The following is a 17,539-nucleotide window of genomic DNA, read 5'->3' on the forward strand; positions in this document are numbered from 1 at the left end:
CTGCGCCGCCGCATTCAGCTTTCAAATCACTTTTCTGCCCGTCGCCACGCCGTCATTTTTTTGCTCTGCGGCGTCTCGCGTATCGCGTTCTTCGTTTATATCCTGGCATCGGTCTTGCAGCGCCTGCGTGCTCGCTTGCGCACGCACCGTCCTGATGCGCGGCATCTGGCCCTCCTGTCCAACCTCTTTCGATTGGTTTTTCGCGTCGCATGCATTCGCCGCTGGAACTCACCCTCGTGTTGCTGGCCGCCGTCGTGATCGGCGTGGTGTTGTTCCGGATGCTGCAACTGCCGCCGATGCTGGCGTACCTCGTGGTGGGCGTCCTCATCGGGCCGAAGGCGACCGGGCTGGAATCCGATACGGCGCAGACGCGCTACCTGGCGGAATTCGGGGTGGTCTTCCTGATGTTCTCGATCGGGCTGGAGTTCAACCTCTCCAAGCTGCGTTCGATGCGGCGGCTGGTGCTGGGGCTCGGGGCGTCGCAGGTGGGGTTGACCATCCTGCTCACGATTCCGGTTTCGATGGTGCTGTCCCACTGGTACCCGCTGTCCTGGCAGGCCGGGCTGGCACTGGGCGGTGCGTTGGCCATGTCGTCCACGGCCATCGTCTCGAAAATGCTGGCCGAGCGTCTGCAGCTCGAGACCGAGCATGGCCGCAACATCATCAGCGTGCTGCTGTTCCAGGATCTGGCGGTCGTGCTGCTGCTGATCGTGGTGCCGTCATTGGGTAAGAACCCGACGGACCTCGTGCTCGCGCTGTCCATTGCCGCGCTCAAGATCACCGTCGCGCTGGTGCTGATCCTGTTCCTGGGGCAGAAGCTGCTGTCGCGCTGGTTCCACCTGGTGGCGGCGCGCCGCTCGCAGGAGCTGTTCATGCTGAACCTGCTGCTGGTCACGCTGGGCATGGCCGCGTTGACCGAGCGGCTGGGCTTGTCGATGGCGCTGGGCGCGTTCCTGGCCGGCATGCTGGTGTCGGAAACGCCGTACAAGCTGCAGGTGGAAGAAGACATCAAGCCGTTCCGGGATGTGCTGCTGGGGCTGTTCTTCGTGACGGTCGGCATGCTGCTGGACCCGCGCGTGGTCTTCGAGCATTGGGCGCTGGTGCTGGGCTTGGTGATGGCGCCGGTGCTGTTCAAGTTTGTGCTGATTGCGTTGCTGGCACGTGCCTTTGGTTCGGGAGGCGGCGCGGCGATCCGCACGGCGCTCGGGCTGGCGCAGGCCGGTGAGTTCGGTTTCGTGCTGCTCAACCAGATTGACGGCATGAGACTGATTGACCCGCTGCTCGGCCAAGCGATCCTGGCAGCGATGCTGCTGTCGATGCTGCTCGCGCCATTCCTGATCCAGTACAGCGACGTGATCGCCATGCGGCTGTCGCGCACGGACTGGCTGATGCAATCGCTGGCCATGACCAAGATTGCCGCGCAGAGCATCGCCACCGAGCGCCACGTCATCATCTGCGGCTACGGGCGCAGCGGCCAGAACCTGGCGCACATGGTGGAGCAGGAGGGCATCGGCTATGTCGCGCTCGACCTGGACCCCGACCGCGTGCGCGAGGCTGCAGCCGCGGGCGAGCATGTCGTCTACGGCGATGCGGCGCGGCGCGAATCACTGGTGGCCGCCGGTATCCACCGCGCAGCGGCGGTCGCCGTTACGTATGCCGATACGGCGTCCGCATTGAAGGTGCTGCACCACGTGCAGGCGCTGGAGCCGACCCTGCCCGTGATCGTGCGCACCATCGACGATGCCGACCTGGATCGGCTGCAGCAGGCTGGCGCCACCGAGGTCGTCCCCGAAATCATCGAAGGGAGCCTGATGCTGGCCTCGCACGCGCTGGTGCTGCTGGGCGTGCCGCTGCGCCGCGTGGTGCGGCGTGCGCAGGAGATGCGTGACGCACGTTACAGCCTGCTGCGCGGCTACTTCCATGGCCAGGATGACGAGGAAGACATGCTCGAGCGCGACGCCGTGCGCCTGCATTCTGTGCCGCTGGCAAAGGGCTCGCCGGCCATCGGCCATAAGCTTGGCACGATGGGGCTGGAGACGTTCAAGACGTCGGTCACGGCGATCCGGCGCCAGGGCATTCGCGCACTCGATCCCGATCCAGACACGGTGCTGGAGCTGGGCGATATCGTTGTGCTGCGCGGCACCCCCGAAGGGCTGCAGATGGCCGAGGAGCGGCTCTCGCCGCGTTGATGCCAGCGCTTACTTGATGAACGCTTCCAGCAGCGGCCCGCGTGAGCGGCGCGGCGGCGGGGCATCAGCCATGTTGGCCGGCAGGCCATCCAGCACCGCCGTGGCATCGAGCGAACTGATCGACACCCGCGTATCGGCCGGAATGCGCCCCTCCTGCTTCAGCATGAGATAGCGCAGGCAGCAGACGCGCAGGAACGACGCGAAGTTCGCCACCTCGCCGCGACGCTCGAACAACTCGTCATAGAGCTTGCTGATGAGTTGGTTGACCGTCAGGCCGTCGCGCTGGCCAATCTCTTCGAGCACCTCCCAGAACAGGCACTCCAGCCGCACGCTGGTCGCCACGCCGTGCAGGCGTAGCGAACGCGCGAGGCTATCGTAGGAATGGGGATTGGCGCGGATGAAGATTTCGCACATGGCCGGGGGCTCCTGGGGCGCCCGGCGTGCGGGCAACCGGATCAGTGTAGAACCCGCGTGCCCAGGACTTCAAGAAACTGTGCCAACCACGCCGGATGTGCCGGCCAGGCGGGCGCCGTGACCAGCTTGCCGTCGGTGTGGGCCTGGTCCACGGGGATGTCCTTGAAGGTGCCGCCTGCCGCCGTGACTTCCGGGCCACATGCCGGATAGGCCGAGCACGCCTTGCCTTCCAGCACGCCCGCCGCCGACAGCAACTGCGCACCGTGGCAGATGGCCGCGATGGGTTTGTCCGCATGGGCAAAGTGCCGCACGACATCAAGCACGCGGGCGTTCAGTCGCAGGTATTCGGGCGCGCGGCCGCCGGGCACGACAAGTGCGTCATACGTTGCCGGGTCGATGTCGGCGAAGGTGGCGTTGACGGTGAAACGATGGCCGGGTTTTTCGGAGTACGTCTGCGCGCCTTCGAAATCGTGAATGGCGGTCGCGACGGAATCGCCAGCGCGCTTGTCCGGACAGACGGCGTGCACCGTGTGGCCGACCATCTGCAGCGCCTGGAAGGGGACCATGACTTCGTAGTCCTCCACATAGTCGCCGACCAGCATCAGAATTTTCTTTGCCATTGCCGTGTCTCCTGTATGGTTGGGGTTTGCCCATTGTGGTTCGGCGCCATTCGGCCCGGGTGGTAACCCATTACCGCAGACCACGTTTCCTGCTTTCCGTTTTTGCCATGAACCAAGTTCCCCCTCACCAGGCGGCGCTGCTCACACCGTCGTCCATTCCCGCTTCTACCGAATTGGGCGATGTATCGCGCTACCTGCGCGACCGCATCCGCACGGTGCCGGACTGGCCGCAGGCCGGGGTGATGTTTCGCGATATCACGCCGCTGCTGCAGGACCCAAAGAGCCTGCGCGTGCTGGTGGACGTATTCGTCCATCGCTACATGGGGCAGGGGCTGAATCTGGTGGCGGGCATCGATGCGCGTGGATTCATCCTCGGCTCGATCGTGGCGTATGAGCTGAACCTCGGCTTTGTGCCGATCCGCAAGAAAGGCAAGCTGCCGTTCAACACCGTGGCCGAGGAGTACATGCTCGAATACGGCAGCGCGACGGTGGAAATCCACGCCGATGCCTGCGAGCCCGGAGATCGCGTCCTGTTGATCGACGACCTGATCGCCACCGGCGGCACCATGATGGCCGGCAAGCGCCTGCTTGAACGGCTGGGCGCGACGGTGGTAGAGGGCGCGGCGATTGTCGACCTGCCCGAATTGGGCGGCTCGCAACTGCTGATCGACGGCGGGCTGCCGCTCTTCACGGTCTGCCGCTTTGATGGGCACTGAGCAGGCACCCGCTGCCTTTGCGTGATGCGCCAGCCGCATAGGCTCATGTGACAAAAATATGACGTTCTACTGCCGCGCGCAGTAGCATGATCCTTTCCATTTCCCCTGCGCCCCGGGAGACGTCGATGCCCCACGTATTGCTGTTCCTGCTGTCCTCGATTGCCATCACGGTGATGCCCGGGCCGGACAACCTGCAAGTGATCGCGCGCGGCGCAAGCCAGGGCCGTAAGGCGGGTTTGTCTGCGGCGGCGGGGTTCGCGTCGGGCTGCCTCTTTCATACGACGCTGGCGGCGCTCGGGCTGGCCGCAGTGCTGCAATCGTCCCCTGTGGCGTTCCAGGCGATCCGCTGGCTGGGTGCGGCGTATCTGATCTGGCTGGGCATCCAGGCCCTGCGCAGCAAGGGCAGCATCGGCGCGAATCATGCTGAAGCGCAGGCGGCCCCAGACCTCTGGCAGGTGTATCGCCAGAGCGTCTTTGCCAATTTGCTCAACCCGAAGGTGACGCTGTTCTTCGTGGTGTTCCTGCCGCAGTTCGTCGATGCGCAGGCCGGTCATGCTGCGTTGCAGATGTTGCTGCTGGGCGGCGTGTTCATGGCGCAGACCATCGTCGTGTTCAGCCTCTACGGTTGGTGCGCGGCCGCGCTGGGCGGCTGGATGCGCCGCACGCCGCGTGCCTCGCTGTGGCTCGACCGGGTGAGCGGCTGTATTTTCATCGGGCTGGGGCTGCGGGTTGCCCTGACCAAATAAGCAAGACTGCGCGGCATCAATGATCACCCTGCTTAAGCTGCTTTCCGGCGTCGCCCTGTTGGTATGGGGCACGCAAACCGTCAAGGTCGGCATGTTGCGCCTGTACGGCGCAGACTTGCGCCGCCTGTTGTCGCGCAGCGTATCGAACCGATTCTCTGCACTGCTGGCCGGCATTGGCGTGACATGCCTGGTGCAGAGCAGTAACGCCACGGCCACCATCGTCGGGGCGTTTGTTGCGCAAGGGCTGATGGGCGTGTCGTCGGCGCTGGCAATCCTGCTGGGTGCCAACGTGGGCACCGCCATCATGGCGCAGATATTTGCGCTGGACTTGTCGTGGCTGTCGCCGCTGCTGATCTTTTTTGGCGTGATCCTCCATCTGTCGCGCAAGGGCAGTGCGGTGGGGCACTTTGGGCGGGTGCTGATCGGCCTGGGCCTGATCATGATGGCGCTGGAGCTGATCTCGGTCGCGTCGAGCCCGATGGTGGAAGCCAATGCGCTGCGCGTGCTGCTGAGTTCCTTCTCGTCAGACACCGGCCTGAACATGCTGATCGGCGCAGTGCTCGCGCTGCTGTGCTATTCGAGCCTGGCGGTGGTGCTGTTCTGCGCGACGCTGGCGACGTCCGCGGCGGTGTCGGTCAAGGTGGCGTTTGCGATTGTGCTGGGCGCCAATATCGGCAGTGCTGTGGCCGCATTGGCGACCACGCCGTCATCGAGCCAGGCCGCACGCCGCGCAACGCTCGGAAACTTGCTTTCGCGCATGCTGGGTGCCGCGCTGGCGCTGCCCTTTCTGGACAAGCTGGCGGAGTGGGCGCCGCACGCGGGCGTCGCACCACAGCACGTGGTCGTGGCGTTTCATGTGGTGTTCAACGTGGCGTTGGCGGTGCTGCTGATCGGCTTCACCGATACGATGGCGCGCCTGTGTGCGCGCATCCTGCCGGGCGGCGCGCATATCGACGATCTCGTTGCGCCGCGTTATCTCGATCCTTCGGCGCTGGCCACGCCAACGTTGGCGTTGGGCAATGCGGCGCGCGAGGTACTGCGCATCGGCGATCGCGTTGAGCACATGCTCGACAACACCCTGCGCGTGCTCAAGACCAACGACGTACGCCTGCTGCAAACCACCCGCGCCATCGACGACGAGGTGGATGCGCTTTACACTGCCATCAAGCTTTATCTCACGCAGCTGAGCCACGAAGCGCTGGACGCGCGCGAGGGCAAGCGCTGGGCCGACATCATCTCGCTCACCATCAACCTGGAGCACGCTGGCGACATTCTCGACCGGCTGCTGCAGGACGTGCGCGAGAAGAAGATTGCGCACAAGCTGGCCTTTTCCGAGGCCGGCATGGAAGAGTTGGAAGACATGCACGCGCGCCTCGTCACGAACCTGAAGCTGGCGCTATCGGTGTTCCTGACGGGCGACCTGCGCAGCGCGCAGAAGCTGATGCTTGAGAAGGCGCACTTCCGCGATCTGGAGAAACGCTACTCGCGCAGTCACCTCACACGGGTGTCCGCCCAGACGGCCGAGAGCATCGAGACCAGTTCATTGCATCTGGACATCATCAGCGATTTCAAGCGGTTAAATTCGTTGTTCTGCGCGGCCGCGTATTCCGTGCTGGATGAAGCCGGGGCGCTGAACCGCAGTCGCATGAAAGACGCGGATGACGTGGAGACCGAGACAGCGCCTGCCGGCCACTGACGCCCGCATGCTAAAAAAAAGCGCAGCCGAAGCTGCGCTTTTTTGTTGCCGGATGACCGCGCTCACTTCCGCTTGAGCAGCGGCGCGAGGTATTTGCCGGTAAAGCTCGCCTTGCTCTTCGCCACATCCTCGGGGGTGCCCTTGGCGATGATCTGCCCACCGCCGGCACCGCCTTCGGGCCCGAGATCGAGCAGCCAGTCCGCCGTTTTGATCACGTCGAGGTTGTGCTCGATGATCACGATCGTATTGCCGTGGTCACGCAGCTTGTAAATGACCTTCAGCAGCAGCTCGATATCGTGGAAGTGCAGGCCGGTGGTCGGCTCATCCAGAATGTAGAGCGTGCGGCCTGTGTCGCGCTTCGATAGCTCCAGCGACAGCTTCACGCGCTGCGCCTCGCCGCCCGACAGCGTGGTCGCCGATTGCCCCAGCCGGATGTAGCCCAGGCCCACATCCAGCAGCGTCTGCAGCTTGCGGCGCACCACGGGCACCGGCGCGAAGAACTCGTGCGCCTGCTCCACCGTCATCTCCAGCACTTCGGTGATGTTCTTGCCCTTGTAGAGCACTTCCAGCGTTTCACGGTTGTAGCGCTTGCCGTGGCACACGTCGCATGGCACATACACGTCGGGCAGGAAGTGCATCTCGACCTTGAGCACGCCGTCGCCCTGGCACGCTTCACAGCGGCCGCCCTTGACGTTGAAGGAGAAGCGGCCGGGGTCATACCCGCGCTCCTTGGCCGACGGCACGCCGGCAAACAGCTCGCGGATCGGCGTGAACAGGCCCGTGTAGGTGGCGGGGTTCGAGCGGGGCGTGCGGCCAATCGGCGATTGGTCGACGTTGATGACCTTGTCGAAATGCTCCAGACCGTCGATGCGATCGTGCGCTGCGGGCTCCGGCGTCGAGCCGTACAGATGGCGTGCCACCGCGTGGTAAAGCGTGTCGTTGATCAGCGTCGACTTGCCCGAACCCGACACGCCCGTGATGCACGTCAGCAGCCCCACCGGAATGTCCGCCGACACATTCTTCAAGTTGTTGCCGCTGGCGTTGATGATGCGCAGCCAGCGCTCTTCATCGGGCGCCGTGCGCTGCTTGGGCACCTCGATGCGGCGCTTGCCCGACAAGTAGTCGCCCGTCAGTGACGCCGGCGATTGCTCGACTTGCTGGGGCGTGCCCTCCGCGATGATCTGGCCGCCGTGCACGCCAGCACCGGGGCCGATGTCGACCACGTAGTCCGACGCGCGGATCATGTCTTCATCATGCTCCACCACCAGCACCGAGTTGCCGAGATCGCGCAGGTGCTTGAGCGTGCCGATCAGTCGATCGTTGTCGCGCTGGTGCAGGCCGATGGATGGCTCGTCCAGCACGTACATCACGCCGGTCAGGCCCGAGCCGATCTGCGACGCCAGCCGGATGCGCTGTGCCTCGCCGCCCGAGAGCGTATCGGCGCTGCGCTCCAGCGACAGGTAATCGAGCCCGACGTTGTTCAGGAAGTTCAGCCGCGCGGTGATCTCCTTGACGATCTTGTCGGCAATCTCGCGCTTGGCGCCGTGCATGTTCAGCGTCAGGAAATACGTAAGCGCATCGCGCAGCGGCCAGCCGTTGATCTCGTAGATGCCGCGTGCCTGCTCGGCTTCGCCAATCTTGACGAAGCGCGCTTCGCGGCGCAGGCGGGTGCCGTGGCACTCCGGGCACTGCTGGTTGTTCTGGTACTTGGCCAGCTCCTCGCGCACGGCGATGGAGTCGGTCTCTTTGTAGCGCCGCTCCAGGTTGGGGATGATCCCCTCGAACGCGTGCTCGCGCACCGTGGTCTTGCCGCGCTCGTTGATGTACGTGAACGGAATCTGTTGCGTGCCCGAGCCGTGCAACACGACCTGCTGGGTCTCAGGCGGCAGGTCTTCAAACGCGACATCGATGTCGACGTCGTAGAACGCCGCCAGGCTCTGCAGCATCTGGAAGTAAAACTGGTTGCGGCGATCCCAACCCTTGATGGCGCCAGAAGCGAGCGACAGATTCGGAAAGGCCACCACGCGCTTCGGATCGAAGAAGGTGATCTGGCCCAGGCCGTCGCAGTGGGGGCAGGCGCCCATCGGGTTGTTGAACGAGAACAGCCGCGGCTCCAGCTCCTGCAGCGAATACGAGCAGATCGGGCAGGCGAACTTGGAGCTGAAGCCGTGTTCTTTGCCCGTGTCCATTTCCAGCGCGATGGCGCGGCCGTCGGCCAGGCGCAGCGCAGTTTCGAACGACTCGGCCAAGCGCTGCTTGAGTTCGGGGTTGACCTTCACGCGGTCGACGACGACCTCGATCGAATGTTTGTCGTTCTTCTTGAGCTTGGGCAGGTTGTCGACTTCGTAGACTTTTGCTTCGGCCTCGTGCGCGGTACCGCCGCCCGAGCGGATGCGAAAGCGCACGAAACCCTGTGCCTGCATCGCTTCAAACAGGTCGACGTGCTCGCCTTTGCGGTTGGCCACCACCGGCGCCAGGATCATCAGCTTGGTGTCCGCCGGCAACGCCAGCACGGCATCCACCATTTGCGACACGCTTTGCGCTTCCAGCGGCTGTCCGTGATCGGGGCAGTAAGGCGTACCGGCGCGCGCATACAGCAGGCGCAGGTAGTCGTGGATCTCGGTAACGGTGCCGACTGTGGAGCGTGGGTTGTGGCTCGTTGCCTTCTGCTCGATGGAAATGGCCGGCGACAGACCTTCGATCAGGTCAACGTCGGGTTTTTCCATCAGTTGCAGGAATTGCCGGGCATACGCCGACAGCGATTCCACGTAGCGCCGCTGCCCCTCCGCATACAGCGTGTCGAACGCGAGCGACGACTTGCCCGACCCCGAAAGCCCGGTGATCACGATCAACTGGTTGCGCGGCAGATCGAGGTTGATGTTCTTCAGGTTGTGGGTGCGGGCCCCACGAATCTTGATTTCGTCCATGTGCGGCTGAGTGCTGCTGAATGCGGCGTCGGAGTGCAGACCGCCTGCGGCAATCGGCGGGAGGCGTGGAAAAGGGTAAGCCTGCTAATATACCGAACTTCGGTTTTGCTGGTATCTGCTCCCAGATGGGGCAAGCCGTGAAACCGTTCAAGTGTCCTTGTCGCCGCTTTTTTCTGGTTTTCGCGGCGGTTTTCGCACCATGTCCTCCGCCTCCCCATCCATGACTTCCGCTTCCGGCCGCATGAACGGCCTTGAGCTGCGCGCGGCCGCTTCGCTGGCCGGCATCTTCGCGCTGCGCATGTTGGGTTTGTTCATGATCATGCCGGTCTTCGCGGTATTCGCGAAAACGCTGCCCGACGGCAACAACACCCAACTCGTCGCCTTCGCCATCGGCGTATATGGCCTCACGCAGGCGGCGCTTTATATCCCCTACGGCTGGCTATCGGATCGCTTCGGACGCAAGCCCGTCATCGTCACAGGGCTCGTCATCTTTGCGGTGGGCAGTCTGGTCGCGGCGTTTTCGCACAGCGTCGCCGGCATCGCCGTGGGGCGTGCCATCCAGGGCGCGGGCGCGATCTCGTCGGCGGTGATCGCTTTCGTGGCCGATCTCACGCGCGAGGAGCATCGCACCAAGGCCATGGCCATGATCGGCGGCAGCATCGGCTTGTCGTTTGCCGTGGCCATCGTGAGTGCGCCAATCATCTTCCGCTGGGTCGGCATGCCAGGTATGTTCACGGCGATTGGCGTGCTGGCCATCGTCGCCATCGGCGTGGTGGTGTGGGTGGTGCCCAACCCGCCGCGGCCGCCCGAGCATGTGAAAGCGCCGTTCCGCGAAGTTTTGCGCAACCCTGAACTGCTGCGCCTGAACTTTGGCGTGTTCGCCCTGCATGCCACGCAGACGGCGTTGTTCGTCGTGCTGCCGCACATGCTGGAAGCCGCCGGCCTGCCTGTCGATTCGCACTGGAAGATCTACCTGCCGGTGATGGGCGTGTCGTTCGTGCTCATGGTGCCGGCCATCATTGCCGCTGAGAAGCGCGGCAAGATGAAGATCGTGCTGCTGTCGGCCGTGGCGCTGGTGATGGTGGCGCAAGTGGCTCTGGGCGAGGTCAATCCGACACTGAGCGCGCTGGCGATCGCTCTGCTGGTCTACTTCCTCGGTTTCAACGTGCTGGAAGCGTCGCAGCCGTCGCTGGTGTCGAAGTACGCGCCGGGCGTGCGCAAGGGCGCGGCCATGGGCGTGTACAACACGACGCAGGCGCTGGGCCTGTTTGCGGGCGGAGCTGGCGGCGGCTGGATTCTGCTGCACGCGGGGCAGCATGCTGTATTCCTAAGCTGCGCTGCGCTGGTTTTTGCCTGGCTTATAATTGCGAGCCCCATGCAGATGCCGGCGCTGCGCCGACACTAACCCGGGCCCACGGCGGCATCACTTCAATTACCTTCGGAAACTCATCATGGCGTCCGTCAACAAAGTCATCATCGTCGGCAATCTCGGCGCCGATCCTGAAACGCGTTACATGCCCAGCGGCGACGCTGTCACCAACATTCGCGTGGCAACTACCGACCGCTACAAGGACAAGGCCAGCGGCGAAATGAAGGAAGCCACCGAATGGCACCGCATTGCCTTCTTCGGTCGCCTGGCTGAAATCGCCGGCGAATACCTGAAGAAAGGCTCGTCGGTCTACATCGAAGGCCGCCTCAAGACCCGTCAATGGGAAAAGGACGGCCAGAAGCAATACAGCACCGAGATCGTCGCAGACCAAATGCAGATGCTCGGCGGCCGCGGTGGTGAGGGCGGCGGTGGCGGCGGTGGCGGTGGTGCTGGCTACTCGCGCAGTGGTGAAGGCGGCGGTGGTGGCGGCGGCTACGGCGGTGGCCGCAGCCAAGGTCAAGGCCAAGGCCAAGGCCAAGGCCAAGGCCAAGGCGGTGGCTACTCGCGCGGCGGCGAAGGCGGTGGTCAGGGCGGCGGTGCACGCCGTCAGCCTGCACCGTCGAACGGCTTTGAGGATATGGACGACGATATTCCGTTCTAAGTCCGTATCGCCAGAAAGCAAAAACCCGGCAGTCCGCCAAGGATGCCGGGTTTTTTGTTGGCTTAGGCGCGCAGGCCCGCAGCCGTTCTAGTCGCTCTCACAAGGCTTTTTGAAGAGATGTTTCACGCCGCATTTCGTGGCATGCGCTGCATTCTTAACGCCGTGGCCGACCGCTCGTGCAGCATTGGCCGTCGCATGCCCGGCTTCCTTCGCCGCATGGCCGGTCTTGCGGGCCGCTTCCTTCGTGTCCTGCTTGATGTTCTCCTTGGTCTCGGACAAGTCGGCATGGGCCAGGGGGCTGAGCAGCGCCAGCAGCAGCGCAGGAATCAAAAGCAGACGACCTTTCACGGTGGGAATCCTCACAAACAAGTTCATGCAACGGCCGCGTCGAGCACCACAGCGGCGCGGCCGGTCAACAGGATGCGCGCGCCACTGCGCACGGTGAATCGGTACAGCACGTTGTTGCCGTCGCCGCCGATGCGTTCGGCCTCGATGTCGAGCGGCGAGTCGATGGTGTCGAGGCGCGGGACGTGCGCTTCAACGCTGCGCACGCTGGCGAGAAAACCGGCGCGCGGGCGTGCTTGCGCAGCATCGCACAGGGCGCCATGCACGGCCATCGCCTGAGCGGCGTATTCGATGCCACAGACCGCGGCCAATTGACCGTGCGAGCGCAACGGGTTGGCAGCGTCACGATGGCTCGTGGCGCTGCAATGGATGTGCGCGTCGTCCCATGCGACGACCGCGTCCACCAGGCACATTGCGCCGCTGTGTGGAATGCGCGCTGCGATCCAGTTGCGGTCGAGCGGCGGAGATGGCTGCGCGCTTGACGTCATGGCGTGCCGAAGGTGATGTCGACCTGCACGCGGGTCTCGGGCAGATAGTCGAGCACGACATTGGCTGCGCGCCGTGCCGCCAACGCTTCCAGCAGCGGCAGGGCGCGCGCTGCGGCGTTGCCCTGCCACAGCGCTCCGAGCCCGGGTTGTGCCAATGCAGTCGACGCCGCGTCGGTCAGCGTGACGTCAATGCGCGCGAGCGTGCGCGGGCTGGCTTCGGGCGCAAGGACCATCGCCACCGCAAACGTATCGGGCACGGGCCGCACCGCGTTCAACGGTTCCGGGTACTCGCCGTCATACGCGATCAGCAGGGTGGGCGTGGCGTCAATCGTGACCTGACAGAGGCTGTCCAGCAGGCCGGCGGCAAAGCTGCCGTCGTACGCGCACAGCACATTGGACGGCGCCATCGCGTGCGTGGCGATGCTCCAGTAGCCTGCCGGGGCGTTGTGCACGGAGTTGTGGAAGCGCGTGGGCGAGAGCTTGCGATCGTCGCTCGCCAGGGTTTCGCAGATAGCGTGGCAGTTTTGGCCATCGCCGCCGGACGAACTGAAGACCGTGGCCAGCGTGGCGGCATCGCGTCCGCTGGCTGCGACGGCCTCGTGACCGACTGCCAGCGCGAGCTTGATCACAGGCCCCGTGCGGCGGCGCTCGACCGATGGCAGGCCGGCCGGCGGCGGCAACTCGGTCGGTGCGTGCGCGTAGGGCGTGCGACCGGTGAGCACGTCAGCGGTGTGCGGCCAATCCCGCAGGCCGGGGCCCAACACGCCGATGCTCTCGATGAAGGCGCGCAGTTGGGTCATGACGAGAGGCCCACGTGGTCTGCGCGGCCGAAGACCAGGCTGCAATTCGTGCCGCCAAATCCAAACGCGTTGCTGAGCGCGGTGCGAACAGGGGCGTGGTGGCTCGTCGTTAGGTAGTTGACGGTCAAGGCCGGGTCGCACTGCGTGGTGTTGATGCCGGCTGGCAGCAATTGATGGCGCAGCGCTAGCGCTGTGATCACGGCTTCCAATGCGCCCGCCGCGCCAAGCGTGTGGCCGGTCGCGCCCTTGGTCGAGCTGCACGCCGTGCCGTCGAACATCGCCTGGATGGCGCGCGCCTCCGCTGCGTCATTGCTGGGCGTGCCGGTGCCGTGCAGGTTGATGTAATCGATGTCTGTTGCGGCCAGGCCGCTTGTGGCCAGCGCTTGCGTCATGGCAGCGCGTGCGCCCAGCCCTTCCGGATGCGGCGAGGACATGTGATGCGCGTCGCTCGATTCGCCAATGCCGAGCAGCAGGATCGCATCGTCGTGCAGCGCGCCCTTCGCTTCAGGGGCGCGCTCCAGCAGCGCAAAGGCCGCAGCCTCGCCGATGGAGATGCCATCGCGCGCCGCATCGTACGGCCGGCACGGTTGCCGCGACAGCAGCTCCAGCGAGTTGAACCCGTACAGCGCAGTCAGGCACAGCGAATCGACGCCGCCCACCACCGCCGCATCGATCAGGCCCGCGGCCAGCATGCGCCGCGCCGAGGCAAACACCTTGGCCCCCGACGAACACGCCGACGAGATCACCATGGCCGGTCCGCTCAACCCAAAATACGCCCGCACAAACGCGGCGGGCGAATAAATGTTGTGCGTTTGCGCGTAGTGAAAGTTTGCCGGCAGCGCGCCAGTCTGCGGATCGCGCTGCTGGTAGGCGCGTTCGGTTTCGAGAATGCCCGACGTGCTGGTGCCAATGAACACGCCGACGCGTCCGGCGCCATGGCGCGCCTTGGCGGCTTCGACAGCTTCAACAAAACCGTCCTGTGTGAGGCCGATCTGCGCAAGCCGGTTGTTGCGGCAGTCGAAATCAGCCAGATCCGCGCGCATGGGTGTCGCGTCGGCGCCAGGCACTTCGCCGATCCACGTGTCGAGTTCGGCGCGTGGGAAGTCACACGGCGTGAGCCCGCCACGTTGCCCGCGCAACGCGTCGAGCGTGGCGTCAAGGCCACGTCCGAGGCAGCTTGTGGCGGTGAAATGCGTGAGCAGGACGGGCTTCACTGGGGATGGTGTCGCGACAATTGTTGGGTGGGATGACTCGGCAGATGGGGCGCCAATCGTTGACAAATTTTATCAAATGGCTATGTGCGAGCGGGCGGCCTGCGCGGGCTCCGGCGCGAGGGCTGCACGCAACGTCGTGAACTGCAATTGCGCGCGAGCGGCGGCTTCGAGCACCTTTGGCAACACGGCCAATATGACGGGGGTGCCGTGTGCATCGCGCGCCGCATGCCCATCGTGGAGCAGCAGGATGTCTTGGGGCGCCAGGCCGTGCAGCAGGCGCTGGGCGATGGCGTCGGCATTGTGCGAGCGGGTGTCGAAGCCGCGGCGCGTCCAGCTCGCCAGCTGCAGGCCAAGCTGACACAGCACGGGTTCGAGAAACGGATTGCGCAGTCCGGCCGGCGCCCGAAAGAACAGCGGGCGCGTGCCGGTGATCTGCGCGAGCGTGTCTTGCGCGGCAGCAATCTCGCGCCGCAACGCGCCCGGCGCCTGCAGCGAGAACGTATGCCGATGGCGCTGACTGTGGTTTTCCACTGCATGCCCGCGCGCGACGATGGCCTCGACGCAGCGCGGGTGCCGCTGCGCCAATTCGCCGATGCAGAAGAAGGTGGCCTTGGCACCGTGCTGATCGAGCATGTCCAGCACGCGCGGTGTGACATCGGGGTCAGGGCCGTCGTCGATGGTCAATGCGATCTGCTCGCCGGCCTTGGCGGGCAGATGCGTCCAGTTCGGGCCGAGCCATGCGCTGCGCGGCCACAGACCACCGGCCATCAGCACCAGATGCGAGGCGATGACGCTGCCGCCCGCCCATGGCCATGTCGATGGGGCGGCCGCAACGGCAACCGCCGCGCCGACGTGCAGCACGAGCGCGCCGCTGATCAGGGGTGTCGGCTTCCAGCGGCGGGCGCTGCCAAGCGGCGTGGTGATCGATGGGTTCATGCGGCAGGGTGCTGATTGTGATTGGCGCGTGGCGCGAGGATGGCGGCAAACACCAGCGCAAGCATGGCGCCCGGCCCGACGGTCAACCCGAACGTTTCCAACATCGGCACGCGGGAAAATGCCAGCAGGCCGAAGCCGGCCACCGTCGCCAAATTCGCCACCAGCAGGGACACCAGCGTCTGCGGCGCAATGGCCTGCGTGCGTTGATTGAAGAACAGCGCGTAGTTCGATCCCACCGCCACGATCAGCAGCATGCCCACCAGATGCAGGATGGTCAGCGGCACGCGTGCCAGCGCAAAGCCGGCCGTCACCACCAGCACCGCCGCCACCAGGGGCGCCAACGCGCGGAGGGTCCGCTGCGATGAGCGCAGCGCCACGAGCAGCAGCAACGCGATCGCCGCGAAACCGGCCAGCGACAGGCGAAGGTCTTCCCGCACGTAGTTCACGTACAGCCGATCGGCCTCGGCCTTCATGTCGACGAAGAGCGCGCCCGGCACGGCCGCATGCTCGACGGCGGCGCGAATCGGGGCGGCATCCAGGCTGGACGGATTGGATGCATTTTTGGCGGTGGCCGGCGCGCCTGACGGTGCGCGCAATGGCAGCATGGCGCTCCATTGGTCGGCGTGTTCCGTCAGCAGTGCCTCCACCGCCAATGCCATCGATGTGCCCTTCAGGTCCGCGCGCCGCAAAAGAGGCTGCGCGCGTGCCGCGTCCACATCGGCGATGAACGGGGCGAAGAGATCAGGCTTCACGCGGATCGGCTGATCTTCAACGGCACTGCGCATGCGTGCAGCCAGTGCATCAGCGGCGGGCAGGCTTGCCAAGCGCGCGCGCTGAGTCGCATCGCTCGGCAGATAGCGCGCGGGGTTCTCAAAGCCGGCCAGCACGCCGTTGTCCACCAGCGGTTGCAGTTGCGCGGCGACCTTCTCGGCACCTTCAAGCGCGGCCTGTTCGGTCGCGGCCGGAATCACCACCAGATAGCGCACGTCGGGCGCACCGACGTCTGCGCGCAGGCTGGCGTCGAGCGCCTGGCTTTTCGCGGGTACGGGGCTCAGCGCAGCGAGTTCGCGGCTCCACAGGCCATCGCGTTGCAGCACCAGCGCCGCACATGCGCCCACGAGCACCACCGCCAACACCCAGCGCAGGCGGGGCGCGGCAGACGTCGCCCGTGCCAGCCAGGCTCCCACGCGCGATACATCCCGCGTCGCCACGTCTGCGCCGCGCAGATGCGGCAGCACGTAGCGCGTGACAAGTGCCGCCGTCACCAACCCGACAATCGAATACAGCCCTAACTGCACGAGCCCCGGAAAGCCCGAGAACAGCATCGACGCAAAGCCGCATACCGAGGTCAGCACGCCCAGGCGGATGGTCGGCCAGTACGTGGTGATCCACGCTCGCAGGCTGTCGTTGGGGGTGGCGCCACGCAGGCGGGCAGATTGCACGAAGAGGTAGATCGAATAGTCGACCGCCTCGCCGATGAGCGTGGTGCCGAACCCGAGCGTGAGCCCGTGCACCGCGCCAAACGTGAGGCTGACCGCTGCCACGCCGGCCGCCACGCCGGACAGCACTGGCAGCAACCCCAGCACCACCGTGCGCGGTGACCGATATACCGTGAGCAGCAGCGCCACCACGAGCACGAGGCTGACGGTGGAAAGCCGCTCGACGTCGTGCTTGATGGTGTCGCGCGATTCGACGGAGAACACGCCCGGGCCGGTCAGCAGGATGCGCGCCGATGCGGCGTTCGGCACCGTGCGTGCAACCGCATCGAACGCGCGGCGCACGGTATCGATGGCATGCGCCTGAGCGTCGGTGTCGGAACCGGCGGCCGTTGTCTGCACGACCAGCACGGCACGCTGGCCATCGCGCGACGCCCACACGCCATGCATCAACGACGGCAGCGCGGTGTTGTCGAGCTGGCTGACGAGTGCCGCCACCTCGCCGGTCGGGTCGCGCGGCAGCATGTTCTTGGCAAACAGCCCGGCTGACGAACTGAGCAGGTCCAGACTTTCGCCTAGCGCCGCGTGCAGGCCTTCAGCGGAAAAGCGTTGCGGCGTGACAGCGGGGCTGAGCACGTAGCGGTGGTCGAAGACGAATTGCCGGTCGCGCGCCTCGCTGACGGGCTCGCCGTTATTGACGGCGCTGAATTGCGCGTCGGCGCGCAGCGTGGCGGCGAGCTGCTTCGACAGCGTTGTACGGGTGGCCGCGTCACTGCCCTCGATGCCGACGAGGATGAGCCGCGACACCAGCCCCTCGCGCAACTGGTCGACCAGCACGCGTTGCTCGGCACTCGGCGAGCGCGGCAGAAACGCCGACAGGTCCGCCGTAAAGCTCGTCCGCCCGATCACGACCGCGCACAGCAGCAGGCCGGTCAGCCAGACCAGCACGGCGGGCCGCTGCAGGGCGTGCAAGCGTTTCATA

15 protein-coding genes are annotated in these 17,539 nt (G+C 65.4%); 6 read left to right on the plus strand and 9 right to left on the minus strand.

Annotated elements, in window-relative coordinates:
- Positions 1-209: 209 nt before the first annotated feature.
- Positions 210-2,189 carry a monovalent cation:proton antiporter family protein gene (locus NKG59_RS07830; RefSeq protein ID WP_045202518.1) on the plus strand — a complete coding sequence of 660 codons (1,980 nt, stop codon included), beginning with the start codon at positions 210-212 and terminating at the stop codon, positions 2,187-2,189.
- A 9-nt stretch (positions 2,190-2,198) separates the two neighbouring features.
- Here NKG59_RS07830 and NKG59_RS07835 read toward each other — a convergent pair whose 3' ends face one another.
- Together NKG59_RS07835 and NKG59_RS07840 are read right to left on the minus strand one after the other, a co-directional pair.
- Positions 2,199-2,603: a ribbon-helix-helix domain-containing protein gene (locus NKG59_RS07835; protein ID WP_045202519.1), complete on the minus strand. Its 405-nt coding sequence runs from the start codon at positions 2,601-2,603 to the stop codon at positions 2,199-2,201.
- 41 nt (positions 2,604-2,644) lie between these two features.
- Positions 2,645-3,223, minus strand: a complete 579-nt coding sequence (locus NKG59_RS07840; protein ID WP_253536227.1) for a DJ-1/PfpI family protein — start codon at positions 3,221-3,223, stop codon at positions 2,645-2,647.
- Between the two features lie 107 nt (positions 3,224-3,330).
- Here NKG59_RS07840 and NKG59_RS07845 point away from each other — a divergent pair, with 107 nt between their 5' ends.
- The 3 genes from NKG59_RS07845 (at position 3,331) to NKG59_RS07855 (ending at position 6,381) form a co-directional block, all read left to right on the plus strand.
- Positions 3,331-3,939 (plus strand): adenine phosphoribosyltransferase, encoded by a 609-nt coding sequence (locus tag NKG59_RS07845; protein WP_253536228.1) that lies wholly within the window; start codon positions 3,331-3,333, stop codon positions 3,937-3,939.
- A 125-nt stretch (positions 3,940-4,064) separates the two neighbouring features.
- Complete coding sequence (locus NKG59_RS07850; protein WP_253536229.1) at positions 4,065-4,685, plus strand: LysE family translocator; 621 nt, start codon at positions 4,065-4,067, stop codon at positions 4,683-4,685.
- Between the two features lie 19 nt (positions 4,686-4,704).
- Positions 4,705-6,381, plus strand: a complete 1,677-nt coding sequence (locus tag NKG59_RS07855) for a Na/Pi cotransporter family protein (RefSeq protein WP_253536230.1) — start codon at positions 4,705-4,707, stop codon at positions 6,379-6,381.
- Positions 6,382-6,443: 62 nt separating this feature from the next.
- Here the strand turns inward: NKG59_RS07855 and uvrA are convergent, their stop codons facing one another.
- Entirely contained in the window at positions 6,444-9,308 is a 2,865-nt protein-coding gene (gene uvrA, locus NKG59_RS07860; RefSeq protein ID WP_045202524.1) for an excinuclease ABC subunit UvrA, read from the minus strand.
- 241 nt (positions 9,309-9,549) lie between these two features.
- Between uvrA and NKG59_RS07865 the strand changes: the two genes are divergently transcribed.
- Positions 9,550-10,713, plus strand: coding sequence for an MFS transporter (locus tag NKG59_RS07865; protein ID WP_253536473.1), 1,164 nt, complete (start codon positions 9,550-9,552; stop codon positions 10,711-10,713).
- Positions 10,714-10,759: 46 nt separating this feature from the next.
- Positions 10,760-11,338: a single-stranded DNA-binding protein gene (locus tag NKG59_RS07870; protein WP_253536231.1), complete on the plus strand. Its 579-nt coding sequence runs from the start codon at positions 10,760-10,762 to the stop codon at positions 11,336-11,338.
- Between the two features lie 87 nt (positions 11,339-11,425).
- On the opposite strand, the gene NKG59_RS07875 is transcribed toward NKG59_RS07870, so the two are convergent.
- The 6 genes from NKG59_RS07875 to NKG59_RS07900 form a co-directional block, all read right to left on the minus strand.
- Positions 11,426-11,686: a hypothetical protein gene (locus tag NKG59_RS07875; RefSeq protein WP_232043086.1), complete on the minus strand. Its 261-nt coding sequence runs from the start codon at positions 11,684-11,686 to the stop codon at positions 11,426-11,428.
- A 23-nt stretch (positions 11,687-11,709) separates the two neighbouring features.
- Entirely contained in the window at positions 11,710-12,171 is a 462-nt protein-coding gene (locus NKG59_RS07880) for a hotdog family protein (RefSeq protein ID WP_253536232.1), read from the minus strand.
- Entirely contained in the window at positions 12,168-12,971 is an 804-nt protein-coding gene (locus NKG59_RS07885) for a beta-ketoacyl synthase chain length factor (RefSeq protein ID WP_253536233.1), read from the minus strand. Before NKG59_RS07885 ends, NKG59_RS07880 begins: the two co-directional genes overlap by 4 nt.
- Positions 12,968-14,185: a beta-ketoacyl-[acyl-carrier-protein] synthase family protein gene (locus NKG59_RS07890; protein WP_253536234.1), complete on the minus strand. Its 1,218-nt coding sequence runs from the start codon at positions 14,183-14,185 to the stop codon at positions 12,968-12,970. Before NKG59_RS07890 ends, NKG59_RS07885 begins: the two co-directional genes overlap by 4 nt.
- Positions 14,186-14,257: 72 nt before the next feature.
- Complete coding sequence (locus NKG59_RS07895; protein ID WP_253536235.1) at positions 14,258-15,121, minus strand: polysaccharide deacetylase family protein; 864 nt, start codon at positions 15,119-15,121, stop codon at positions 14,258-14,260.
- The gene (locus NKG59_RS07900) at positions 15,118-17,538 is read right to left on the minus strand and encodes an MMPL family transporter (protein WP_253536236.1); all 2,421 of its coding nucleotides are present in this window, start codon (positions 17,536-17,538) and stop codon (positions 15,118-15,120) included. Before NKG59_RS07900 ends, NKG59_RS07895 begins: the two co-directional genes overlap by 4 nt.
- Position 17,539 lies beyond the last annotated feature (1 nt).

Source organism: Ralstonia chuxiongensis, from assembly GCF_024158925.1.
GTDB lineage: Bacteria > Pseudomonadota > Gammaproteobacteria > Burkholderiales > Burkholderiaceae > Ralstonia > Ralstonia chuxiongensis.

What these genes read in the sequence shown, in the direction of transcription:
- NKG59_RS07830 (WP_045202518.1), top strand. Translation starts at nt 210, where the DNA reads ATGCATTCGCCGCTGGAACTCACCCTCGTGTTGCTGGCCGCCGTCGTG.
- NKG59_RS07835 (WP_045202519.1), bottom strand. Translation starts at nt 2,603, where the DNA reads ATGTGCGAAATCTTCATCCGCGCCAATCCCCATTCCTACGATAGCCTC.
- NKG59_RS07840 (WP_253536227.1), bottom strand. Translation starts at nt 3,223, where the DNA reads ATGGCAAAGAAAATTCTGATGCTGGTCGGCGACTATGTGGAGGACTAC.
- NKG59_RS07845 (WP_253536228.1), top strand. Translation starts at nt 3,331, where the DNA reads ATGAACCAAGTTCCCCCTCACCAGGCGGCGCTGCTCACACCGTCGTCC.
- NKG59_RS07850 (WP_253536229.1), top strand. Translation starts at nt 4,065, where the DNA reads ATGCCCCACGTATTGCTGTTCCTGCTGTCCTCGATTGCCATCACGGTG.
- NKG59_RS07855 (WP_253536230.1), top strand. Translation starts at nt 4,705, where the DNA reads ATGATCACCCTGCTTAAGCTGCTTTCCGGCGTCGCCCTGTTGGTATGG.
- uvrA (WP_045202524.1), bottom strand. Translation starts at nt 9,308, where the DNA reads ATGGACGAAATCAAGATTCGTGGGGCCCGCACCCACAACCTGAAGAAC.
- NKG59_RS07865 (WP_253536473.1), top strand. Translation starts at nt 9,550, where the DNA reads ATGAACGGCCTTGAGCTGCGCGCGGCCGCTTCGCTGGCCGGCATCTTC.
- NKG59_RS07870 (WP_253536231.1), top strand. Translation starts at nt 10,760, where the DNA reads ATGGCGTCCGTCAACAAAGTCATCATCGTCGGCAATCTCGGCGCCGAT.
- NKG59_RS07880 (WP_253536232.1), bottom strand. Translation starts at nt 12,171, where the DNA reads ATGACGTCAAGCGCGCAGCCATCTCCGCCGCTCGACCGCAACTGGATC.
- NKG59_RS07885 (WP_253536233.1), bottom strand. Translation starts at nt 12,971, where the DNA reads ATGACCCAACTGCGCGCCTTCATCGAGAGCATCGGCGTGTTGGGCCCC.
- NKG59_RS07895 (WP_253536235.1), bottom strand. Translation starts at nt 15,121, where the DNA reads ATGAACCCATCGATCACCACGCCGCTTGGCAGCGCCCGCCGCTGGAAG.
- NKG59_RS07900 (WP_253536236.1), bottom strand. Translation starts at nt 17,538, where the DNA reads ATGAAACGCTTGCACGCCCTGCAGCGGCCCGCCGTGCTGGTCTGGCTG.